At 71.3% G+C, this 22,531-nt stretch carries 11 protein-coding genes and 1 tRNA gene; 7 read left to right on the top strand and 5 right to left on the bottom strand.

Annotation, left to right across the window (positions count from 1 at the left end; all coding sequences use genetic code 11):
- The 7 genes from ABTZ94_RS24720 to ABTZ94_RS24690 all read left to right on the top strand — a co-directional run.
- Positions 1-4,856, top strand: a 4,856-nt coding sequence (locus ABTZ94_RS24720; RefSeq protein WP_351203492.1) for a type I polyketide synthase, incomplete at its 5' end; no start/stop codon positions are given.
- Positions 4,853-10,144: a type I polyketide synthase gene (locus tag ABTZ94_RS24715; protein ID WP_351203490.1), complete on the top strand. Its 5,292-nt coding sequence runs from the start codon at positions 4,853-4,855 to the stop codon at positions 10,142-10,144. The genes ABTZ94_RS24720 and ABTZ94_RS24715, both read left to right, overlap by 4 nt.
- A gap of 58 nt (positions 10,145-10,202) precedes the next feature.
- Entirely contained in the window at positions 10,203-10,958 is a 756-nt protein-coding gene (locus ABTZ94_RS24710) for an arylamine N-acetyltransferase family protein (protein WP_351203488.1), read from the top strand.
- 14 nt (positions 10,959-10,972) lie between these two features.
- Positions 10,973-12,325: a crotonyl-CoA carboxylase/reductase gene (gene ccrA, locus ABTZ94_RS24705; RefSeq protein WP_351203486.1), complete on the top strand. Its 1,353-nt coding sequence runs from the start codon at positions 10,973-10,975 to the stop codon at positions 12,323-12,325.
- A 7-nt stretch (positions 12,326-12,332) separates the two neighbouring features.
- Positions 12,333-13,376, top strand: a complete 1,044-nt coding sequence (locus ABTZ94_RS24700; protein ID WP_351203484.1) for a 3-oxoacyl-ACP synthase III family protein — start codon at positions 12,333-12,335, stop codon at positions 13,374-13,376.
- Positions 13,376-14,248, top strand: a complete 873-nt coding sequence (locus ABTZ94_RS24695; RefSeq protein WP_351203482.1) for a 3-hydroxybutyryl-CoA dehydrogenase — start codon at positions 13,376-13,378, stop codon at positions 14,246-14,248. The genes ABTZ94_RS24700 and ABTZ94_RS24695 overlap by 1 nt, the downstream gene beginning before the upstream one ends.
- A 59-nt stretch (positions 14,249-14,307) precedes the next feature.
- Positions 14,308-14,607, top strand: a complete 300-nt coding sequence (locus ABTZ94_RS24690; protein ID WP_351203480.1) for a 3-deoxy-7-phosphoheptulonate synthase — start codon at positions 14,308-14,310, stop codon at positions 14,605-14,607.
- 244 nt (positions 14,608-14,851) lie between these two features.
- On the opposite strand, the gene ABTZ94_RS24685 is transcribed toward ABTZ94_RS24690, so the two are convergent.
- From ABTZ94_RS24685 to ABTZ94_RS24665, 5 genes are all read right to left on the bottom strand, one after another.
- A complete protein-coding gene (locus tag ABTZ94_RS24685) occupies positions 14,852-15,193 on the bottom strand; it encodes a type II toxin-antitoxin system PemK/MazF family toxin (protein ID WP_351203478.1) in 342 nt (113 codons plus the stop codon).
- Between the two features lie 323 nt (positions 15,194-15,516).
- Positions 15,517-18,324: a helix-turn-helix transcriptional regulator gene (locus tag ABTZ94_RS24680; RefSeq protein ID WP_351203476.1), complete on the bottom strand. Its 2,808-nt coding sequence runs from the start codon at positions 18,322-18,324 to the stop codon at positions 15,517-15,519.
- A gap of 1,144 nt (positions 18,325-19,468) precedes the next feature.
- Positions 19,469-20,263 carry a WD40 repeat domain-containing protein gene (locus tag ABTZ94_RS24675; RefSeq protein WP_351203474.1) on the bottom strand — a complete coding sequence of 265 codons (795 nt, stop codon included), beginning with the start codon at positions 20,261-20,263 and terminating at the stop codon, positions 19,469-19,471.
- Between the two features lie 90 nt (positions 20,264-20,353).
- Positions 20,354-20,426: transfer RNA gene (locus ABTZ94_RS24670), tRNA-OTHER, on the bottom strand.
- Positions 20,427-20,490: 64 nt separating this feature from the next.
- Positions 20,491-21,864, bottom strand: a complete 1,374-nt coding sequence (locus tag ABTZ94_RS24665; protein ID WP_351203472.1) for a hypothetical protein — start codon at positions 21,862-21,864, stop codon at positions 20,491-20,493.
- Between the last annotated feature and the right edge of the window lie 667 nt (positions 21,865-22,531).

Below are 22,531 nucleotides of genomic sequence, written 5' to 3'. Positions count from 1 at the left end.
CGTCGCTGGTCGCCCTCCACCTGGCGGTGCAGTCGCTGCGGTCGGGGGAGTCCTCGCTGGCCCTGGCGGGCGGAGTGACGGTGATGACCTCGCCGGGCGCCTTCGTCGGGTTCTCCCGGCAGCGGGGCCTGGCCCCCGACGGCCGCTGCAAGGCGTTCGCGGCCACGGCGGACGGCACCGGATGGTCCGAGGGCGCCGGCGTACTGTTGCTCGAGCGCCTGTCGGACGCGGTGCGCAACGGACGCCGGGTGTGGGCCGTGGTGCGCGGTACGGCCGCCAATCAGGACGGCGCCTCGAACGGCCTGACGGCCCCGAACGGTCCGTCCCAACAGCGGGTGATTCGCGCGGCGTTGGCCAACGCGGGTCTCGCGCCCGCTGACGTCGACACGGTGGAGGCGCATGGGACGGGGACCTCGCTGGGGGACCCGATCGAGGCCCAGGCGGTGATCGCGACCTACGGGCAGGACCGTGATGCCGAACAACCTTTGTGGCTGGGGTCGTTGAAGTCGAACCTCGGTCACACGCAGGCCGCCGCAGGTGTCGCCGGTGTGATCAAGATGGTGATGGCGCTCCAGCACGGGGTGCTGCCGCGCACGCTGCACGTGGACGAGCCGACCCCCCAGGTGGACTGGACGGCGGGCGCGGTGGAGCTGCTCACGGAGTCCCGGCCCTGGCCGGAGCTGGACCGTCCGCGCCGGGCGGCGGTCTCGTCCTTCGGCGCCGGCGGCACGAACACGCACGTGATTCTTGAGCAGGCTCCGGAACAGGCGCGCGAGGAGACGGCCGAGACCGAGGCCCCTGGGCCGTTGGCGCTGGTCGTGTCGGCCCGTGGGAAAGCGGGACTCGCGGGACAGGCCCGGGAGTTGGCGTCCTTCCTGTCGGAGCGGGCAGATGTGGGCCTGGCTGAGACGGTGCGCGCGCTGGTCGGGACACGGGGCGCCCTGTCGGAGCGCGCGGTGATCGTGGCGGGCGACCGTGTCGAGGCCATGGCGGGCCTCGAAGCCCTGGGCAAGGGCGAGTCGGCCCCGGCTGTTGTGACGGGCACGGCCATGGAGAGCGGTCGGCTGGCGGTGTTGTTCACGGGGCAGGGGAGTCAACGGGTCGGGATGGGCCGGGAGCTGTATGAGCGCTTCCCGGTGTTTCGTGAGGCGTTCGATGCGGCGTGTGCGGCGTTGGATGCGCGGTTGGCCGGGCATGTGGAGCGCTCGGTTGCGGATGTCGTCTTCGATGGTGCCGGTCTGTTGGATCGGACGGTGTTCACTCAGGCGGGTCTTTTCGCTGTCGAGTCGGCGTTGTTCCGGCTGGTGGAGTCCTGGGGTGTGCGGCCGGACTTCGTCGGCGGTCACTCCATCGGCGAATTGACGGCCGCTTATGTGGCGGGGGTGTTGTCCCTCGGGGATGCGGCGACGTTGGTCGCGGCACGTGGCCGGCTGATGCAGCAACTTCCCTCCGGCGGCGCGATGGTGTCGGTGGCCGCTCCGGAGGACGTCGTGCGTCCGCTGCTGACCTCGGGCGTTGATGTCGCGGCGGTGAACGGGCCCGCCTCGGTGGTGATCTCCGGCGACGATCAGGAAGCCATGACCGTGGCGGAGAAGCTGGCCGCGCAAGGGGTCAAGACCCGGCGTCTGACCGTCTCGCACGCCTTCCATTGTGCACTCATGGAGCCGATGCTCGCGGAGTTCCGGACGGTCGCGGAGGGTCTGGACTTCCAGCGGCCGCGGGTGGCTCTGGTCTCGAACGTGACAGGGGAGATCGCCGATCCGGAGCTGGTCTCCCGCCCGGACTACTGGGTGGAGCACATACGGGCCACGGTTCGGTTCGCGGATGGTGTGCGGGCGTTGGAGCGGGCTGATGTGGCCACGTTCTTGGAGCTCGGGCCCGACGCGGTCCTGTCCGCCATGGGCGTCGAATGTCTGACCGGCGACGCCTGCGCGTTCGTACCGTCTCTGCGTCGCGACACCGACGAAGTCCGCTCGGTCGTCTGCGCCCTCGCAGGTCTGCATGTGCGGGGTGTCGAGATCGACTGGGGAGCCCTGCTCGGTGACGGGGCGGGCCGGCCGGTGGAGTTGCCGACGTACGCCTTCCAGCGGCAGCGCTACTGGCTGGAGAGTGGCGGGGGTTCGGGGGATCCTGCGGGTCTTGGCCTGCTCGGTGTCGATCATCCGCTGCTGGGTGCGGTGACCGAGGTGCCCGGTTCCGGGACGCTGCTGTTCACCTCGCGGTGGTCGCTGCGTTCGCATCCGTGGCTTGCCGACCACGCCGCGGGCGGGGCGGTACTCGTACCGGGGACGGCGTTTGTCGAACTGGTGGTGCGGGCCGGGGACGAGGTGGGCTGTGAGGTGCTGTCGGAGCTGCTGATCGAAGCCCCGTTGGTGGTGCCCGAACAGGGCGGTGTCCAGCTGCGGGTGGAGGTCGGTGAGGCCGACGAGCCCGGGCAGCGGACCGTACACGTCCATTCCCGCCGTGAGGATGCCGAGCCCGGATCGGCATGGACCCGCCATGTGTCGGGCCGGTTGGCCGCCGAGACCGAGGCTCCTGACTTCGAGTTGGCGCAGTGGCCGCCCCAGGGCGCGGTCCGGGTCGAGGACGCGGCCGGGGCGGCGTATGGGGAGTTGGAGGCGAGCGGGTACGGGTACGGGCCCGCGTTCCAGGGATTGCGGGCGGCCTGGACACGAGGTGAGGAGGTCTTCGCGGAGATCGTTCTTCCCGAAGAGGCAGGCAGCACCGACGGATACGCGCTCCACCCCGCCCTCCTCGACGCCTGCTTCCACGCCGCGGTCTTCCGTCAGGACCACCCGGAGCAGCAACTCGTGCTGCCGTTCGCGTGGAGTGAGGTGCGGGTGTACGCGGCCGGTGCCTCCGCGCTGCGGGTACACCTTGTGCCGGACGGTCCGGACACGGTCGGTGTGCGGCTGGCCGACGCGTCCGGCGCGCCGGTGGCGTCGGTGGCGTCGGTCGTGGCCCGGCCGGTGGCGCCGGAGAGCCTCGGCTCCGATGCCGGGGCGGACTGGACGCGCGATGCGCTGTTCCGTCTCGAATGGACGCCGTTCACCCTGCCCGAGACACAGGTGGCCGGCGACGGACTGCCGATCGTGACCACCGTCCAGGATGCGGCCGCCCTGGCCGCGAGCGGTGCCTCTTCGGCCGTCGTCGATCTCTGCGATGCCGCGGGTGACGTGCGCGAGGTGACCGGCCCGGTCCTGGAGCTGGTGCAGGCGTGGCTGGCCGAGCCGGCGCTCGAGGACGGTCGGCTCGTCGTGGTGACGCGACCGGTCGAGGACCTGGCGGCGGCGTCGGTGTGGGGTCTGCTGCGCTCGGCGCAGGGGGAGCACCCGGGCCGGTTCGTGCTGGTGGCCTCGGACGATCCGCAGGTCGAACAGGCCGTGTTGGCGGGTGTGTTGAGCTCGGGTGAGCCGCAGGTTGCGGTTCGGTCCGGTGAGGTGTTCGTGCCTCGGCTGGAGCGGGCGACGCCCCTGGCCGACCGTGGCCGGGCGTTGGATCCGGCGGGGACGGTCCTGGTCACGGGCGGTACGGGTGGTCTGGGCCGGCTGGTTGCCCGTCACCTCGTGCGGGAGCACGGGATCCGGAGCCTGGTGCTGGTGTCCCGTCGGGGCCCGGACGCGCCGGGCGCGGCCGACCTGGAGGCGGAGCTGACGGGACTGGGAGCCCGGGTGCGGATCGCGGCCTGCGATGTCTCCGATCGCGACGCGGTGGCCGGGGTGTTGGCGCGGATACCGTCCGAGTCCCGGCTGACCGGTGTCGTGCACACGGCCGGTGTTCTGGACGACGGCGTGCTCACGGCTCTGACCCCGGAGCGGCTGGACACGGTGTTCCGTCCCAAGGCGGACGCGGCGCTGATCCTGGACGAACTCACACGTGATCTCGATCTGGCCGCCTTTGTGCTGTTCTCGTCGGCTGCCGGAACGCTGGGCAATCCGGGGCAGGGCAATTACGCGGCCGCGAACGCGTTCCTCGACGCGCTGGCCCGGCGTCGTCACGCGGCGGGACTGCCGGCCGTCTCTCTGGCATGGGGTGGCTGGGCGGAGAGCAGCGACATGACCGCAAACCTCACCGACGCGGATCTGCGTCGGGTGTCGCGCGGCGGCGGAACCGGAGTCACCTCGCGGGAGGGCCTGGAACTCTTCGACCTGGGCCTGCGGGCATCCGACCCGGTCCTCGTCCCGGTCAAGATGAACTTCGCCGTCCTGCGCGAACAAGCCACCACCCCCGAATCCGTGCACGCGCTGCTGCGCGGTCTCGTACGTGTTGGTCGCCGCGCCGCGCGGAACGGCAGCTCGGCGGGCCCGGACCTGCCCGAGCGGCTGGTCGCGCTCACCCCGGACCAGCGGGCGGACACCCTGCTCGACGTCGTACGCGGGGAGATCGCGACCATCCTGGGGCACGCCTCGGGGGCGCAGGTGGAGTCCGAACGGGCCCTGAGCGAGGTCGGGTTCGACTCGCTCACCTCGGTCGAGCTGCGGAACCGGCTGTCCGGCCTGACCGGCCTGCGCCTCCCGGCCACGACGATCTTCGACCACCCGACGCCCAAGGCCCTCACCCGCGCCTTGCTCGACGAGTTGTTCCCCGATGCCCCCACCGCCGGGGGACTCGCCGGTCGCGAGGACGAGATCCGCCGCGTACTGGCGACGACACCGCTGGCCCGCTTCGAGGAGCTCGGGCTCCTGGACAAGCTCCTGGAGCTGGCCGCGGACCCGGAGAAGCGACCCGCCGCGGCGGCGGAGCCCAGAGCGGACGCGTCGCCGCTGATCGCGGAGATGGACCTCGACGATCTCGTCGAACGAGCGATGAGAAGTGCCAGGAATCAGCAGGGCCTCGGAGAAGGAGCAACCGCATGACCAGTTCGGACAGCAGGGTCGTCGAGGCACTGCGCGCATCACTCACCGAGAACGAGCGGCTGGAGAACGAGAACAGCAGGATCAGGGAGAGGCAGACCGAACCGGTCGCGATCGTGGGAATGGCCTGCCGTTTCCCCGGCGGGGTGTCGACGCCGGAAGAGCTCTGGGATCTGGTGGCCTGTGCCCGTGACGGCATCACCGAGTTCCCGGTCAACCGGGGCTGGGACCTGGAGAACCTCTACCACCCGGACCCCGACCACTCCGGGACGAGTTACGTCCGCGAGGGCGGATTCCTGCACGACGCCGACGAGTTCGACGCCGGCTTCTTCGGCATCTCGCCGCGTGAGGCGCTGGCGATGGATCCGCAGCAGCGGCTGATGCTGGAGACCTCCTGGGAGGCGCTGGAGCGGGCCGGCATCGACCCGGTCTCGCTGCGCGGGGAGCCGGTCGGCGTCTTCGCCGGTGACATGTACCAGGACTACGCGGTCGGATACATGGACGGCGCGGGCGCCGACCCCGACAGCGTCGAGGGTCACCTGATGACGGGTGGCGCGGGCAGCATCGTCTCGGGGCGGGTGTCGTACTTCCTCGGCCTGGAAGGCCCGGCGGTCACGCTGGACACCGCCTGCTCGTCGTCGCTGGTCGCCGTCCACCTGGCGACACAGTCCCTGCGGTCGGGGGAGTCCTCGCTCGCGCTGGCCGGCGGTGTCACCGTCATGGCCAAGTCCGCCGCCTTCGTGGGCTTCTCGCGACAGCGCGGCCTCGCGCTGAACGGCCGCTGCAAGTCGTTCGCCGCCGCGGCCGACGGCACGGGCTGGGCCGAGGGCGTCGGCATGCTGCTGCTCGAGCGCCTGTCGGACGCGGTGCGCAACGGACGCCGGATTCTGGGAGTCGTCCGCGGGTCGGCGGTGAACCAGGACGGTGCGTCGAACGGTCTGACCGCCCCCAACGGGCCTTCCCAGCAGCGAGTGATCCGCCGCGCACTGGCCAATGCCGGGCTGCGTCCCGTCGACGTGGACGCGGTGGAGGCACACGGAACGGGGACGCAGCTCGGTGACCCGATCGAGGCGCAGGCGGTGCTCGCCACGTACGGGCAGGAACACGACGCCGACCACCCGTTGTGGTTGGGCTCGGTGAAGTCCAACCTTGGGCACACGCAGGCCGCGGCCGGTGTCGCCGGGGTCATCAAGATGGTCATGGCGATGCAGCACGGCGTCCTGCCGCAGACCCTCCACGTGGACGAGCCGACGCCGCAGGTGGACTGGACCGCGGGCGCCGTCGAGCTGCTCACGGAGTCCCGCCCCTGGCCCGAGCTGGACCGTCCGCGCCGCGCCGGTGTCTCCTCCTTCGGCGTCAGCGGCACCAACGCCCACGTCATCCTGGAACAAGCCCCGCAGTCCCAGGGACCCGCCGAGACCGGCCGCGCGTCGGAACCCGCCGTGCGGGGGGCGGTTCCGCTCGCCGTGTCGGCGCGCGGCAGGGGCGGTCTCGCGGGTCAGGCCCAGAACCTGGCGTCGTTCCTCGCCGAGCAGCCGGATGTGAGCGCCCTGGAAGCGGCGCGTTCGCTGATACGGACCCGGAGTCTGCTGCCCGAGCGGGCCGTCGTCGTCGCGGGCGACCGTGACGAGGCACTGACCGGGCTCGAAGCGCTGGCCAAGGGCGAGTCCGCGCCCGGCGTCGTCACCGGCGAGGGCGGATCCGTCAACGGCCGCAAGGTGCTCGTCTTCCCCGGCCAGGGCGCCCAATGGCCCGGCATGGGGGCCGATCTCCTCGACGCCTCACCGGTGTTCGCGGCCCGGATGGCGCAGTGCGCGAAGGCCCTGGACCCGTTGACCGGCTGGTCGCTCCTCGACGTCATCCGGCAGGCGGACGGGGCCCCTTCGCTGGATGCCGTCGACGTCGTGCAGCCGGTGTCGTTCGCCGTGATGGTGTCCCTGGGCGCCCTCTGGCAAGCCTCCGGATTCGTCCCGGACGCGGTGGTCGGCCACTCCCAGGGCGAGATCGCCGCAGCCTGCGTCGCCGGCGGCCTGACCCTGGAGGACGCGGCGAGAATCGTCGTGGTCCGCAGCCGCATCGTCGCGACCACGCTGTCCGGCCGCGGCGCGATGGCCTCGATCGCGGCGGACGCCGACCGGGTGAACGAACTGCTGGCGCCCTGGCCCGGCAAGCTCGACATCGCGGCCGTCAACAGCCCCGAGGCGTACGTCGTCGCCGGTGACCCCGAGGCGCTGAGCGAGGTGATCCGGAACTGCGAGAATTCCGGCATCCGGGTCCGCAGGATCCCCGCCGACTACGCCTCGCACTCCGCCCAGGTCGAACCCATCGAACAAGAGCTCCGCGACGCCCTCGCCGGGCTCACCCCCCGTTCCTCCTCGGTGCCGTTCCACTCCACGACGACCGGGGGACTCTTCGACACCGCGGGCCTGGACGCCGGATACTGGTACCGGAACCTGCGCCGGACGGTCCGCTTCGACCCGGTCGTGCGCGCCCTCGCGGCCGATGGCTACGGCGTCTTCGTCGAGGTCAGTACCCACCCCGTGCTCGTCCCCGCGATCGAGCAGAGCCTGGAAGCCGACGCGGTGACCGCCGCGCTGGTGACCGGGACGCTGCGCCGGGAGGAGAGCGGCCCCCGCCGTTTCCTGGAGTCGCTCGCCACCCTCCACGTTCGTGGAGTGCCGGTCGACTGGACCGCCGTACTGGGTGAAGTAACCGGCCCCGCAGCCGAGTTGCCCACGTACGCCTTCCAACGGCAGCGCTACTGGCTGGACACCGGCTCCGGTGCGGGAGACCCGGCCGGTCTGGGCCTGGCCGCCGTCGACCACCCGCTGCTGGGCGCGATGACGGAGGTCCCGGGCTCCGGGGCCGTCCTGTTCACGTCCAGGCTCTCGCTGTACTCGCACCCGTGGCTGGCGGACCACGCGGCCGCCGGAACGGTCCTCGTACCCGGGGCGGCCCTCGTCGAGCTGGCGCTGCGCGCCGGTGACGAGGTCGGCTGCGAACTGCTTGCCGAGCTGGTGATCGAGGCCCCGCTGCCGATGCCCGCGCAGGGCGGCGTACAACTGCGGGTGGAGGTCGCCGAAGCACAGGACGCGGGACATCGCCGGTTCACCGTCCACTCCCGCCGTGAGGACGCAGGCCCGGCGACGGCCTGGACCCGGCACGCGTCGGGCCGACTGGCACCCGAGAACGGCAAACCCGACTTCGAGCTGACCCAATGGCCGCCGCGCGGGGCCGAGGCGGTCGACGACGCGGCCCACAGCGCGTACGCGGGACTGACCGACAGCGGGTACGGCTACGGGCCCGCGTTCCAGGGTCTGCAGGCCGTGTGGACCCGGGGCGAGGAGATATTCGCCGAGGTCACCCTGCCCGAAGAGGCAGGCAGGGCCGACGGGTTCGGACTGCATCCGGCGCTGCTCGACGCCTGCCTGCACGCCGGGGTCTTCGGGCGCGGAAGCACGCAGGAGCTGGTGCTGCCGTTCGCGTGGAGTGACGTACGGCTGTACGCGGCCGGCGCCGCCACCCTGCGGCTGCGCCTGGTCCCCAGCGGCCAGGACACGATCACCCTGCACCTGGCCGACGCCACCGGAGCCCCCGTCGCCTCCGTCGAGTCCCTCGTGGCCAGGCCGGTGGCGCCCGAAGCGCTGCGCGCCGGTTCCGCAGCGGCCGCCGAGCAGATGTTCCGTGTGGTCTGGGAGCCGACCACGGTCAAGTCCCGGGAGGCCGAGCTGGACGCGGTCTCCGTCGCCACCGCCGAGGACGTCCGCGCCCTCGCCGGAACCGAGGCCGAACTCCTGCTCCTCGACGTCTTCGGCGGTGACCGCGCCGATGCCGACGAGGTACGCGACGTGGCCACCCAGGTCCTGGAGCTGGTCCAGGCATGGCTGGCCGAACCCACCCTGCAGGACACCCGACTGCTCGCCGTGACGCACGCGGCCGTCGCGGCCGAGGACGAGGGCGAGCTGACGGACCTGTCGGCCGCGGCGGTGTGGGGTCTGCTGCGCTCGGCGCAGGCCGAGAACCCTGGCCGTGTCGTCCTGATCGACACCGACGACACGGAGGAGTCGCTGCGCGCCCTGCCGGACGTGCTGGCCTCGGGCGACGCGCAGGTGGCCGTCCGCAAGGGTGTGACCTACGTGCCCCGGCTGACGCGGGCCGTGCCCGCACGACGGCACGGCCAGAATTTCGATCCCGCCGGCACGGTGCTCATCACCGGCGGCACCGGCGCGCTCGGCGGTCTCGTCGCCCGCCACTTGGTGCGGGAACACCAGGTCGGGAACCTTCTGCTGGTGTCGCGACGCGGTCCGCAGGCGCCCGACGCCGCCGCGTTGGAGACGGAACTGGCCTCCCTCGGCGCCCAGGTGCGGATCGTGGCCTGTGACGTCGCCGATCGCGACGCGCTGGCCGGGGTGCTGGAGCGGATACCCTCCGACGCCCCGCTGACCGGCGTGATCCACACGGCGGGTGTCCTGGACGACGGTGTCATCACGGCCCTCACCCCCCAGCGGCTCGACGCGGTCCTCCGGCCGAAGGTCGACGCGGCCGTCCATCTCCACGAGCTCACGGCGGGCCTGGACCTGGCCGCCTTCGTGCTCTTCTCCTCCGCCGCCGGCACCCTCGGCAACCCCGGCCAGGGCAACTACGCGGCGGCGAACGCCTTCCTCGACGCCCTCGCCCAGCACCGCCACGCCGCCGGACTGCCCGCGACCTCCCTCGCCTGGGGATGGTGGGGACAGAACTCCGAGATCGTGGAACACCTCGGCGAGATCGACCTCAAGCGCATCGACCGGCTCGGCATCCTCGCCTTCACCGAGCAGGAGGGCATGGAGCTCTTCGACGTCGCGCTGCGGGCCCCGGACGCCGTCCTGGCCCCCGCGAAGTTCGACTTCGCCGCGATGCGCGCCCGGACCGGCCCCGATCACGTACCGCCGCTGCTGCGCGGCCTGCTCCGGGTGGGCCGCCGGTCGGTAGGCGACGGCACGGCGGCCGGGGCGAGCAGGCTCGCCGAGGCGCTCGCCAAGGCACCCCAGGAACAGCGTGGAGTGATCCTGCTCGAGGTGGTCCGGCAGGAGGCGGCCGCGGTGCTCGGCCATCTGTCCGCGGACGACTTCGGGCCGGAGACGGTCCTGTTCGAGGTCGGCTTCGACTCGCTCACCTCGGTCGAACTGCGCAACCGGCTGTCCGGCCTGACCGGGCTGCGGCTCCCCGCCGGTTTCGCCTTCGAGTTCCCGACGGTGGAGATGCTCGCCGAGCAGCTGCTCGAGCGCATCGACGCGGCCGCCTCGGACTGAGACGCGCGACACCACGCCCCAACTCCCACTCCGTACACGGCACAAAAGGAGAACGGCCTTGTTCGACAAGGACACCTACCTGGAGTACATCGGGTACTCCGGTACCGCCCCCGCCGCCGATCTGGCGACGCTGCGGGACATCCACCGCAGGCACCAGATCCGCTTCCACTACGACAACGGCTTCATCCACAGCACAGACTTCGTCGACTTCGACGCGGACGCCGTCTTCGAGACGATCGTGCTGAAGGGGCGCGGTGGCATCTGCACCGACCTGAACCTGCTCTTCCACCGGCTGCTCGGGGAGCTGGGGTACGAGGTCAAGCTGCTGTCGGCGAGCATGCAGCTCCTCGGCGGTGCCTGGGGGCCCGAGGTCGAGCACATGGTCATGGTCGTCACCATCGACGGCGAGGACTGGCTGGTGGACGTCGGCAACGGCGGCATATCGATCGTGGACCCGCTGCCCCTGTCGGGCGAGACCCAGACACAGCAGGGGATCGAGTTCCGGCTGGTGCGCCAGGGGGAGTTCCACCTCCTGGAGTACAAGACCCGGCAGAAGGCCTGGCGGATCGCGTACCGGTTCACGACCCGGCCCCGCGACCCCGGCGACTGGCGGGTGCTCGCCGATCTGATCGGCGCCCAGGAGGACCGCTTCGTACGGCGGCGCAGGCGCGGGACCGAGAACGGTCAGGTCGTTCAGATCGCCAATATCTTCCTCTCGATCGAGGACGGCGTGGAGCGCCCCAGGCCCATCCGCAACGACGAGGAACTCCAGAAGATCAACGTCACCTACTTCCAGCCTGCCACGGCCCAGTGAGGGGGACGCCAGACATGTCACTGTCCGAAGCGGTACGGGCCGGTGCGTCGCCGCAGGAGCTGGCGAGCATCCCGCTGCCGGCCGAGTACACCGCCGCCCACCTGCGGGTGGAGGACGAGAACGTCTTCCAGGGCGTGGAAGACCGGGACGTACGCAAGACCCTGCACGTCGGTCCCGTGCCGATGCCCGAACTGGCACCCGACGAGGTGCTGATCGCCGTCATGGCCAGTTCGATCAACTACAACACCGTCTGGTCGGCGACCTTCGAGCCCCTCTCGACCTTCCGCTTCCTCAAGTCGTACGGAAAGGAAGGTGGTTGGGCGGCCCGGCACGACCAGCCGTTCCACGTGCTCGGCTCGGACGCGGCCGGTGTGATCGTGCGCGCCGGTAACGGCGTACGCCGCTGGAAGATCGGCGACCACGTGATGGTCAGCGCCGCGTGCGTCGACGACCAGGAGGCGTCGGTCCAGGCCGACGGCATGCTCAGCGAGCACCAGCTCGCCTGGGGCTTCGAGACGAACTACGGCGGTCTGGCCCACTACACCGTGGCGCGGGCCAGCCAGCTCATCCCCAAGCCGGCCCACCTGACCTGGGAGGAGGCCGCCACCACACCGGCCTGCGCCGGAACCGCGTACCGGATGCTGGTGAGCGACCGGGGCGCACGGATGAAGCAGGGCGACGTGGTCCTGATTTGGGGCGCCTCGGGCGGGCTCGGCGCGTACGCCGTCCAGCTCGTCAAGAACGGCGGCGGCGTCGCCGTCGGCGTCGTGGGCTCCGAGGAGAAGGCGGAGGCGGCCCGCGCGCTCGGCTGCGACCTCGTCATCAACCGGGCGGACATCGGCATCGGCGACGACGCCGGTGACGATCCCGAACGGGTCGTGGCACAGGGCAAGGCGCTCGGCCGGCTGATCCGGCAGGGCGTCGGAGAGGACCCGCACATCGTCTTCGACCACGTCGGCCGGTCCACGTTCGGCATCTCGGTGTTCGTCGTGCGGCGCGGTGGCTCCGTGGTGACCTGCGGGTCGAGCACCGGCTACCAGCACCAGTTCGACAACCGCTATCTGTGGATGCGGCTCAAGCGGATCATCGGCAGTCATGTCGCCAACCTCCAGGAGCAGGTCGAGTGTGCCCGGCTGTTCACCCAGGGCAGCATCGTTCCGGCGCTGACCGCGCTGTATCCGCTGGAGGAGGTCGGCGAGGCGACGCGGCTTGTCCAGCTCAACGAGCACATCGGCAAGGTCGGTGTGCTGTGCCTGGCCGACCGGCCCGGTCTCGGCGTCACCGCACCCGAGCTGCGCGCGCGGATCGGCGAGGACCGGCTGACCCGACTGCGCGCCTTCGCGCCCGACGCCCTGCCGGCCGGGTGAGGCCCTCGTGAACATCGACACTACGGACAACACCGTGCCCGTCTCCGTCCTCGGGACCGGCTCCTACCTGCCCGAGCGGGTAGTGACCAACGACGACATCGTCGCCCGCGTCCCGAACACCTCCGCCGAGTGGATCGAGACCAGAACCGGGATCCTCTCGCGTCGCTACGCCGCACCCGACGAGGCCGCCTCCGACCTCGCCGTGCACGCGGCCCGCGCCGCACTGGACCAGGCCGGACTCACCGCCGACCGGCTCGGCTTCGTCATCGTCTCCACCACCACCGGCGACGCCCCGATCCCGGCGACCGCCTCCCTGGTGCAGCGCGCGCTCGGCGCCCACCGGGCCGCCTGCTTCGACATCAACATCGCCTGCACGGGGTTCGTGACCGCCCTCGCCGTCGCGCGGGCGTTCGTCGGGCTCCGCCCGGAGACGAAGGCGCTGGTGATCGGCACCGACGTGTACACACGGTTCGTGGACTTCGAGGACCGGGCCACCAGCGTCCTCTTCGGCGACGGCGCGGGCGCCGCGGTCGTCGGCGCGCTGCCGGACGCGCGGCCCGGCTCGGAGCGCGGCTTCCTCGACATCGAACTGGTCAGCCGGGGCGACGCCCACGAGCTGATCAGCATGGAGGCGGGCGGCAGCCGCCGGCCGGCCTCCGCCGAGACGGTCGCCGACGGCGGTCATCTGCTGCGCATGCAGGGCCGGGGGGTGAAGGACTTCGTCCTGGAGAACGTGCCCGGCGTCCTCGCGGGCCTCATCGAGCGCTGCGGTTACGAAGCCTCCGACGTGGACCACTTCGTGCCGCACCAGGCCAACGGCATGCTGGTGACGGAACTCGCCGCCGCCAGTGGCCTCGACAGTGCCCACACCCACCTGCCGCTGCGTCACTCGGGCAACATCGGCTCCGCTTCGGTGCCGGTCGCCCTGGACGAGGCGAACCGATCGGGCGCACTGCGCGACGGCGATCTGGTGCTGCTCGCCGGTTTCGGCGCGGGCATGGCGGTCGGCGCGGGGCTGCTGCGCTGGTCGGCCACGGGCAGGGGGATCTGATGGCGGACGTGCTCCACCGGGTGGGTGTGGTCGGCTGCGGCACGATGGGAGCCGGGATCGCAGAGGTCTGTCTGCGCGCCGGACTCGACGTATGGGTCGCGGTCTCCTCGCCGGGCCGGGCCGACCGGGCGTCGGCCCGGGTCCTCGGCGCGCTCGACCGCGCCGTGGCCAAAGAGCGGATGAGCGTCGAGGAGCGAGAGGAGGCAGCAGGGCGGCTGCGGTTCACCGCGGATTTCGCCGAACTGGCCGACCGGCAGCTCGTGGTGGAGGCCGTGGCCGAGGATCCCGATGCCAAGCACCGGGTGTTCAAGGCGCTCGACGGTGTCCTGACCGACCCGGACGCCGTCATGGCCTCCACGACGTCCAGTCTGCTGGTGGCGGACATCGCCGAGGCGACGAGCCGGCCCGAGGCAGTGGTCGGAATGCATTTCTTCAACCCGGTACCGGTGATGCCGCTGGTGGAGGTCGTCCGGTCGGCACGCACCAGTGAGCGCACCGCCGCCAGGGCCGAGTCGTTCGCGGTCGATGTGCTCGGCAAGGAGGTCATCCGGACCCAGGACCGATGCGGCTTCGTGGTCAACGCGCTGCTGGTTCCGTACCTGATGGCGGCCGTCCGCATGTACGAGCAGGGTGTGGCCGACGCCGAGGACATCGACCGCGGCATGACCCTCGGATGCGGTTACCCGATGGGGCCGCTGGCTCTGCTGGACATGATCGGAATCGACACCATCACCGCCGTGGCACACGCCATGCGGGAGAACTCGGACGACCTGATCGTGGAAGTGCCTCCGCTGCTGATCCGCATGGCCGAGGACGGCCGCCTCGGCCGGAAGTCGGGCCGAGGCTTCTTCCAGTACGACGAGGCATCCTGACCCGGTGCCACCAACACCCCCACCCCCAGCCCCGCACGACTTCGAGGAGCAACACGACCGTGTCGTCCGACGACGCAACTCGCCCTGGATACAGCGCTACCATCCGGCGCCCGCCGCGCCGGTGCGGCTCGTCTGCCTGCCGTGCGGGCCCCCTCTCCGAGGTCCACAACCCCGTCGCCGTCCGGATCGGGCCCGGGACCCGCCCCGACACCGTGCTCGGGCTCGTGGACCGGCTCGATCCGCACCGCGAGCCGGGACGGCTGACGTTCGTCGTCCGGGCGGGCGCGGACCGGGTCCGTGACCTGCTGCCCGTGCTGGTGGAGAAGGTGCGGGCGGAGGCGCCCTGGGCTGCCGGGTGAGCGATCCGGTGCACGCCAACACCACCTTCGAGGCGGCACGGGACGACATGCGGGGCTTTGTCGAGGTCCATCGGGAGCTGAGCAGCCACCCGGGCGGCGTTCACGCGGAGCCGGCCGGTTCAGCCGCCGGTCTCACGCACGGTCAGGCGCGCGACCTGGCCTTCAGTTTGCCGACACATACGCTACGACATGCGCCGAGAACCCTGGGCAGTTCGCCAGGACCGACCGGGACCAGCCCTGAAGCTCAGGCCCCCGTCGCGATGCCGCCGAGCCGGAGGGCATCCTCGATCTCGTCGAGTTTCGCCGGGGGCAGCACCCCCGCCCGCTCGATCACGTCCCGTTCCGTTACCGTCGCCAGCCACGTGCAGGGAACGATGCCCGGACGGGGGAAGGCGACCCGTACGACCCCTTCGAGAGGCAGCCCCTCGGCGGCGCCCACGGTCACCTCGAGGCCGAAGCCGGTGATGTCGACGGTGACCGGCTCGACGATCTGCATCGCCCGGAACTCGGAGTTCGCCCCCTCCGAAAGCAGCACGACAGGCCGCCGCTCGCCGAAATCGGCCCACCAGACTTCGCCACGTTGCATCGGTACTCCCCAGCCAGGATGAGAGGTCCACGCCGCGCGTGGCCAGGGCGATCATTTCATTCCCGGCAGCGCGATCGAGGGCAGGGCCGAACCACGCCCCACCAACCAGCGTCCTGAGAGGCGCTCGGCGACGAGCGTCAGCGCCCAGGCGATGTCCTCGAACTTCTCGCCGACGTCCCCGGCGACGATCAGCCAGTCCTTGTCGGACTCCGGACGGAGAGACTTTGTGATCCGCCGGTTGTCCTCATGGGTGAAGTGCCGGCCGCTGAGCGCGAACAGCTCCGTGGGTCACTCGGGTGTCCTTCCTCCGGTAACTGAGGCTGTCAAGGCAGTTCCTGACGCCGTTTCACATTGAGCTTCCGGAACACCCGGGTGAGGTGTTGTTCCACCGTACTGTGAGTGATGAGCAGCTGGGCCGCGATCTCCTGGTTGGTGTAGCCGCGGCCGGCGAGCGCCGCGACGTGTTTCTCCCGGGCGGTCAGGGCGGCGACGCCGGAGACCCCGCCCTTCGGGTTCTTCCTGGCCGGCCGGTCGGCGGGCTCGGAGGGGGCCGGTGCGCCGGGGGTGACGGGGGCGACCTCGCGGCAGAGGGCTTCCGCACCGGAGGCCCGGGCTATCGGCCAGGCCCTGCGCGCCGCGCGCCGGGCACTGCTGTGGTCACCGGCCTCCTTGTGGGCGTGGGACAGATCGGTCAGGGTGCGGGCCAGCTCGAACTTGTCGTCGCACTCCTTGATGACGTCGACGGCTTCTTCGAGCAGCCGTGGCCGCTCGGCGGTGCCCGCCGCCGCCGCGAGTACGCGCAACGCGAGGCCACGGGCCCGGGGGCTGCCGGGGGAGAGCCTGCTGAGTTCGTCCCGTGCGAGCAGTCCGGCCTGGTCCTGCTTGCCGAGCTGGAGCCACGCCTCGGCGGCGCTGGTGCGCCACGGTACGGGGCCGGTGCCGTGCACGGCCCACTTCCGCATGAGCTTGCCGCACAGCAGGAAGTCGGCGAGCGCGGACCGGGCCTGCCCGGTGGCGAGGCGGTAGTGGCCGCGGGCGTACAGGTAGTGCAGTCCGTAGCGGCTCTGGAGCATCGCCTCCGGGAACGGTTCCGCGAGCAGGTCCGCCGCGCGGTCGAGCCTGCCCATGCGGACCTTGGCCAGCACGAGCGTGCCCAGCGGCAGGCCGAGCGCCACTCCCCACGCTCCGGCTGGCAGCAGGTCCAGGGCCTCCTGCGAGGAGGCCAGGGCGGCATTCAAGTCGCCTGCCCGCAACGCTGTTTCGGCCCGTACAGCGGTGAACACCGCTGACCACGTGGGGGTGTTGCGGGTGCTGGCCTCGGCCAGCAGATGGTCGCACCATCCGGTCGCGGTCTCGAAGTTGTCGGTGTACACCAGGCACAGGAGGGCGAGCAGGGCGACCTCGCCGCTCCACAGCGAGTGGTGATCGGGTCGCGCGGTGTGCAGTACAGCGTTGGCCTGGGCGGTGATCCGGGTGGCGTCGCCACGGATAAGGACCTCGGCGAGGGCCGCCGCCGTCGACCAGGGGTCGAGTTGGTGGGCCGGCGCCCGGTGCGGGGTGGCGGCGGGGTCCGGCGCCCGGGGCACGCCGCCCGGGTACGCGGGGTACACGCAGGTCAGCCACGTGTGCACGCTGTGGAGGGCGGCCACGTCCACGTCGTTGAGCCGGTGGTGCCTGGCCTGGGCCTCCTGCAACAGGCCATGGACCGTGTCGAGTTCGCCGTGCCAGGACAAGGTCCACAGCAGGTCGATCAGCTCGTGCGTGTCGGTGTGTCCGGCCGAGACGTCCTCGATCAGCGGTGCCAGGGAGTGGACGGCGGACGGTGGCTGGAGCTGCCACTTGAGGCGGCCGAGCCGGGCCCGTAAGGCCGCTCGGGACGAGTCGTCGGTACGGGTGTGCTCGGCGAGCTCCAGATAGACGGCCGCCATGTGGGTCCGATGGGCGGCGAGGGAGTCGCGGGCCGCCTCCAGCAGGACGTCCCCGGCCCAGGGCGGGCCGGTGTGTCCGACGGCCACGAGCTGCTCGGCGACGGCGACGGCCGGGGCCCCCTCGGCGTGCAGGAGTTCGGCGGCCCGGCGCCGCAGCGCGGTGCGGTCGGCGGCGGGCATGTCATCCAGCACGTCGACGGCCGCCGTGGGACCTCGGAACGCGGTCCCGTCCAGCAGCCCGGCGCTGTTCAGCGCGTGCAGGGCGCTGTCGGCCGCTGCGGCGTCGAGCCCGGCGAGCCGGGCGAGCCGCTGCGGCGGAGCGCCGTCCCCGAGGACCGCGAGGGCGCGCAGGACGACGAGCAGGGCGGGTTCGCCGTGGAACAGGCAGTTCAGCAGGGCGCGGCTGTAGGCGCGCGGATCGTCTCCGAGCCCGGCGCGGTGGTCGCTGAGGAGGTTCTGGAGGACGAGCGGATTACCGCCGCTCACCTCGGCGAATCCGGTGGTGAGCCGGGCCGCCTCCGCCGCGCCGAGGTGCTGGGTGAGCAGCCGGTGGACGCCTGCCCGAGTCAGGAGTCCCAGGTCGATCCGGTGGACGTTGGGCTGCTGGAGCAGCTCGGCCCGCAACCGCGTGCTGGTGGCGCGCCGGCCGGTGTCGTCGGTCATGACGACCAGCGAACTCGCGTTCCGGAGCCGGGGGAGGATCGAGGACAGGCAGCGCAAGGAGGGCGCGTCGACGTCGTGGAGGTTGTCGATCCCGATCACGAGCCGGTGGCTTTCGGCGAGGTCGACAAGGGTCAGGACGACCCTGCGGAGGTCGGTCACGGTCTCGACCGGCAGGCTTGCGGTGGCCGGGTCGGCGCTCTCCTCGCGGGCCGTCATCGCGGTGAACAGGGCGTCCATGTCGTCGCGTACGGGCTGCGGAACCTGGGGGGTCTGGAAGAGCTGGGACAGGACTCCGAAGGGGACCGCGCGCTCGGGGCCGGACGCGGTCGCGCTGAGCACGAGGGCCCGAGAGGGGGCGACGGTTTCGAGGAAGCCGTGCAGGAGCTTGCTCTTGCCTCCGCCCAGCGGGGCGTGGACGAGGGCGATCCGCCCTCTGCCGGAGGCGGAATCGGCGAGCAGCACGTCGAGGGCCGTGAGGGCCTCGTCGCGCTCCACCAGGTCGGGTATGTGGGGTATGGGGTTCTCTGGTGCTGCGTTCATGACGTTCCTTTGGGCTCTGGACCGATGGAAGCCGAACAGGGGCCGAGGTGGCCCCGCACAACGGGAAGGGGGGATTGCGGTCAGCGGCCGACCTCAGTCGTCTCGGCCTTCGCGACGGCCGCGGACCGTTACCTGAAGCGGGCGCCGCGCCGGCCGGGGCCGCCTCGGGCACGGGAGCCCGTGCCACCACACCCACACGGCCTCAGCGGCCCGCGACTGCGCTGCCCGCGGCGGCCGTGCCGAGAAGGAGAGTTGTGCCGACGCATGCCTGACTCTCGGCGGCGCCCGACGCGGCGAGGGGGCCGGACCGGGCGGCCCGGCCGCGTACACCGCCCGTGGCGGCCGAAGGAGCGTCCTGTGCTGACCGGACGGGTGCGAGGGCGACGCCGCCCCTCACGGCGGTCCGGTCGACCGCTTCGCGTGCCCGGCCGAGGGCGGTGTCCGCGGCGGTGCGGTGCGGGGCGTGTGCCCCGTCGGCATCCGCTCGGGTGCCGAGCCGTCGAGCGGGATGCTCGCGGCTGCGCCCTCTCGGACGGAGCGTGGCTTTCCGGAGCCGGTCCCCGGACAGATGCCCTGCGACCTGGCCTCCGTCAAGGCCGTGACAGGGTCGACGCGTGCTCCCCCGAACCAGAGCACTCTGTCGACCGGAAAACGATGGATGACAGCGTTCACGATGTCTTTCTCCCCCGTGCTGGACCAGGCCCCCGCGCCAGGCGCGGGGCCGCTGCCCACTGTTCGTGATCATTTCGAGTCGTGTCCGCGGCTGTCAATGCCTCTTGAAGTCGCAGACGCTGTGCGGCCGATCCGGGTTGTCGGAGTCGGCGGTGCGCGGCGATCGCGGCAGTGGGCGAGACCGAGGGGCGCCGAGACGGACCCTCAACTCTTCAATTCGTATGGGCGGTTGGTGATTCCGCGCTCCGCGTAAGGAGTTGTTGAGAAGTGGCGCCGCTCTGCATCGGGTTCGATGACGGGACGTTGTCGAGTCGACGACGACCTTGTCCGGCACTCTGGACGAGGTCATCGCGTCCGTGCGGCAAGACCTGGGCGGTGTGGTGGTGTTGCGGGGTGACGCCGCTCCCCCGAGCGCGGCGCCCGCCGCGATACTGGCGTTGTAAGTCTCGGACCAAGGGCCCGGGAGACAGCATCACGGGCACGGTGGGGCGTAGGGGAGCTGGGGGATGTACTTGTGCCACTGCTGGGGTGTGAGGACGTTCCGGGTGGTGGAGCAGATCCACTGGGCGGCGTGCTCGGCGTTCAGGTCCCACAGCCTGATCACACCGTCGGCCCCGGCGCTGACCAGCCGGCCGTCGCGGTTGAACGCCACCGACTCGACGGAGCTGTAGGCCCCGGTCAGGGGTTGGCCCACGGCCTGCGCACGGGCCGGGTCGGTCACGTTCCACAGTCGGACCGTGCTGTCGCTGCCGCCGCTGGCCAGGCGGCGTCCGTCGCGGCTGAACGCCACCGTCAGGACGGCGCCGGTGTGGCCGGTCAGGGGTGGGCCGAGCGGCTTCGCGTGGGCCGGGTCGGCCACGTTCCACAGCCGGACCGTGCTGTCATAGCCGGCGCTGGCGAGGGTATGGCCGTCGGGGTTGAACGCCACCGACAGGACGAGGCCGGTGTGGCCGGTCAGAGGGCGGCCGAGGGGCACCGGGCTTGCCGGGTCGGTGACGTTCCACAGCCGAATGGTCTTGTCCGAGCTGCCACTGGCGAGGGTGTGGCCATCGGGGCTGAACCGCACCGAGATCACGGCGCCGGTGTGGCCGGTCAGGTGTTGACCGAACGGGACCGGGTGCGCCGGGTCGGTCAGGTTCCAGAGTGGGATCAGTCCGTCCCAGCCGGCGACGGCAAGGGTACGGCCGTCCGGGCTGAACCCCACGGACATCACCCGGCCCATGCCCGTGACCAGTTGTCGGCCCAGGGCTGTGGTGCGGGCCGACAACTGGTCCGCCTGGCCGGGAACCTCGTCGAAGCGGAGTCTCGGCGGTAACCACCGCGGCCTCGGCGACACGCCGGCCGGCAAGCGAAAAGGCGACGAGGGCAGGATTCGAACCTACGTCCACCCGGAAGCAGAGCCGGGCGCTCCTCCGCAGAGCTTCCTCGTCGCCACGTCGATCATGGCTGGGGCCGCCGTTCCGGGCAACCGATTTCATCAGCGACCTGGGACGGTCACAGCCATTCTCTCGCCGCGGCACGCTTGCCCTTGCCGGAGAAGAATCCGGCAGACCGGAGGGCGCCGGCCATGAGAGGGTCCGCAACGGCGATACCGTGCACGAGTTCGGGCGTCCGGCGGTAGGCGACAGCCTTGGCCGCCGGCCTGGGGGCGGTCCAGGCACCGGCGACCGGATCCACCCGATGCCGGACACAGACTGCTTCGACCAGCGAGCGTGGACAGTCCTTCTCCCCCCGGAGCACTTCCCAGGGCAACGGCAGCTCTGCCCAGATGTACGTGTCAGGGTGCAGCCCGCCGCCGCTCATGCGGTGCCAGTACGCCACATCGGCAGCCATCAGCCGGGGCACTTTGCCCGGGCAGACCCGATCCAGGATCTGCTCCTGGTCCAGTTCGGACAGGATCGCGAACCAGTGCGCTCGGGCCGCGTTCCACGCCTGCGCGGCCTGGTTCCACGTGGACGAGTCGTCGCCACGGCGCACGATCATCGTGTCGCGCTCCAGCGGGTGCCGGTTCCAGGCGTCCTCCAGCAGTTCCGCCACCTTGCGCAGGAAGCCGTTCCACCGGACCAGGAGTTGAGTGAGCTCCTCGTCGGACACCTCGGCCAGCACCTCCGGCGTGGGATGCACATGCGCGACCGCAGCCCAGCAGGTCCGCTCAGGATGCGCACGCAGGCGCTGGAACAGCGCCTCGGCGACCTCGTCGTAGACCTGGCGCTGGCGGCCGTTGGTGAAGACGCTGCGCATGTAGCCCCGCGCTGTGATGTACGCGATGAAACCAGCCGTTTCCGGGTCTGCGGCGAAAAGACCGTACGGCAAGGCGTGGGCGAGTGCTCCCTTGCCCGTCATAGTCACCTCGCGGCGGCGCTGCTCGTGGATCAGCCGCGCCAGTTTGGCCTCCATACGGCGCAGAAGACGGAAGCGCTTGTTGTACTGGCGTTTGGAGACCTCGCCGAGACCGGCAGCGGTTCGCTCGGACCGGTCGAGGCGGTCCATGCCGAAGTCGTTCTGCCCGTACGCGCGGCCTATGGACTCACCCGCACGCCGGATCACTGCTTCGATCCGGTCCGGATCGTCTCCCGCGGCGTCCGGAAGTTCCGGAACGTTCGTGAACAAACTTGCCGCACGCGCGAGTTGGCGCTGCGCGCCGACGGGGCGGGCGAAGTCCTCCAGCATGGAGGTATAGCCGTGCCAAAGGTTGCGCAGCGAGTGCTCGGCGGCCTTGGAGAGCGCTGCCTCAGTGGCCGCGTCGAGGTCGGTGCCCCGGGCCTCATACAGATCCTGGATGAGCCGGGCGACATCCTCCGGACGCTTGCGCAGTGTGAGCGAGGCGTGCAGTTCACGGAGCAGTTGTTCGGCTGTGAGCGACGGCATGAGCCTCACCTTGTCATTCCTCGGCCAAGTGCCCAACTGGATATCCGCAGGCCGCGGCCATGGATCGAACCGGTAGCGGTGATGGCGCGATTGGGGGATTGCGGAATTGCGGCCGAACGCCCAAGTTGCGTCCACGAGTTCGGGTAGCCGCTGCGGCGGGGCCAGCCAGCCGCGGCCGCCCCCGCCGCCGACCGCGGCGGGACGGTAGTGTGCCCGCCCCCGAGCCGGATGGTGAGCTTTTTTGCGATGGCGGGGACGGAGACGCCCTTGTCCTGCAGCGCGACGGCGAAGGTGAGCATGTCCTCGAGATGTACGACATCACGAGGACAAGCAGGACAGAATCACCGGCCCGGGCGGTGCCTGAGCGGAGTTCACCTCCTCAAACGAACCATGCCGGAGCAGGCCTCCCACGGGCCCGAACCGCTCCGGCAGGTCCCGCCACTGCACGCCCGCCCCCACCCGATACAGCACCCCGTTGATCACCGGCGCTGATCACTCCGCCGACCACCATGCGCACCACCACGAGGCAGTAACGACTCCAGCCGATCCCATTCCGCATTCGTCGAAGCCCCCCGGCCCATCCCTGATCTTCGCAGGGAATCCCGGCCTTCAGGCCGGGCGGGAATGCGATCCTCGGACCGGAGGCGCGGGGCGCCGGAGTGCTCTG

Source organism: Streptomyces sp. NPDC002785 (assembly GCF_040295565.1).
GTDB lineage: Bacteria > Actinomycetota > Actinomycetes > Streptomycetales > Streptomycetaceae > Streptomyces.
Note: the sequence above shows the minus strand (reverse complement) of the source record. Positions and strands in the feature narration are given on the sequence as shown.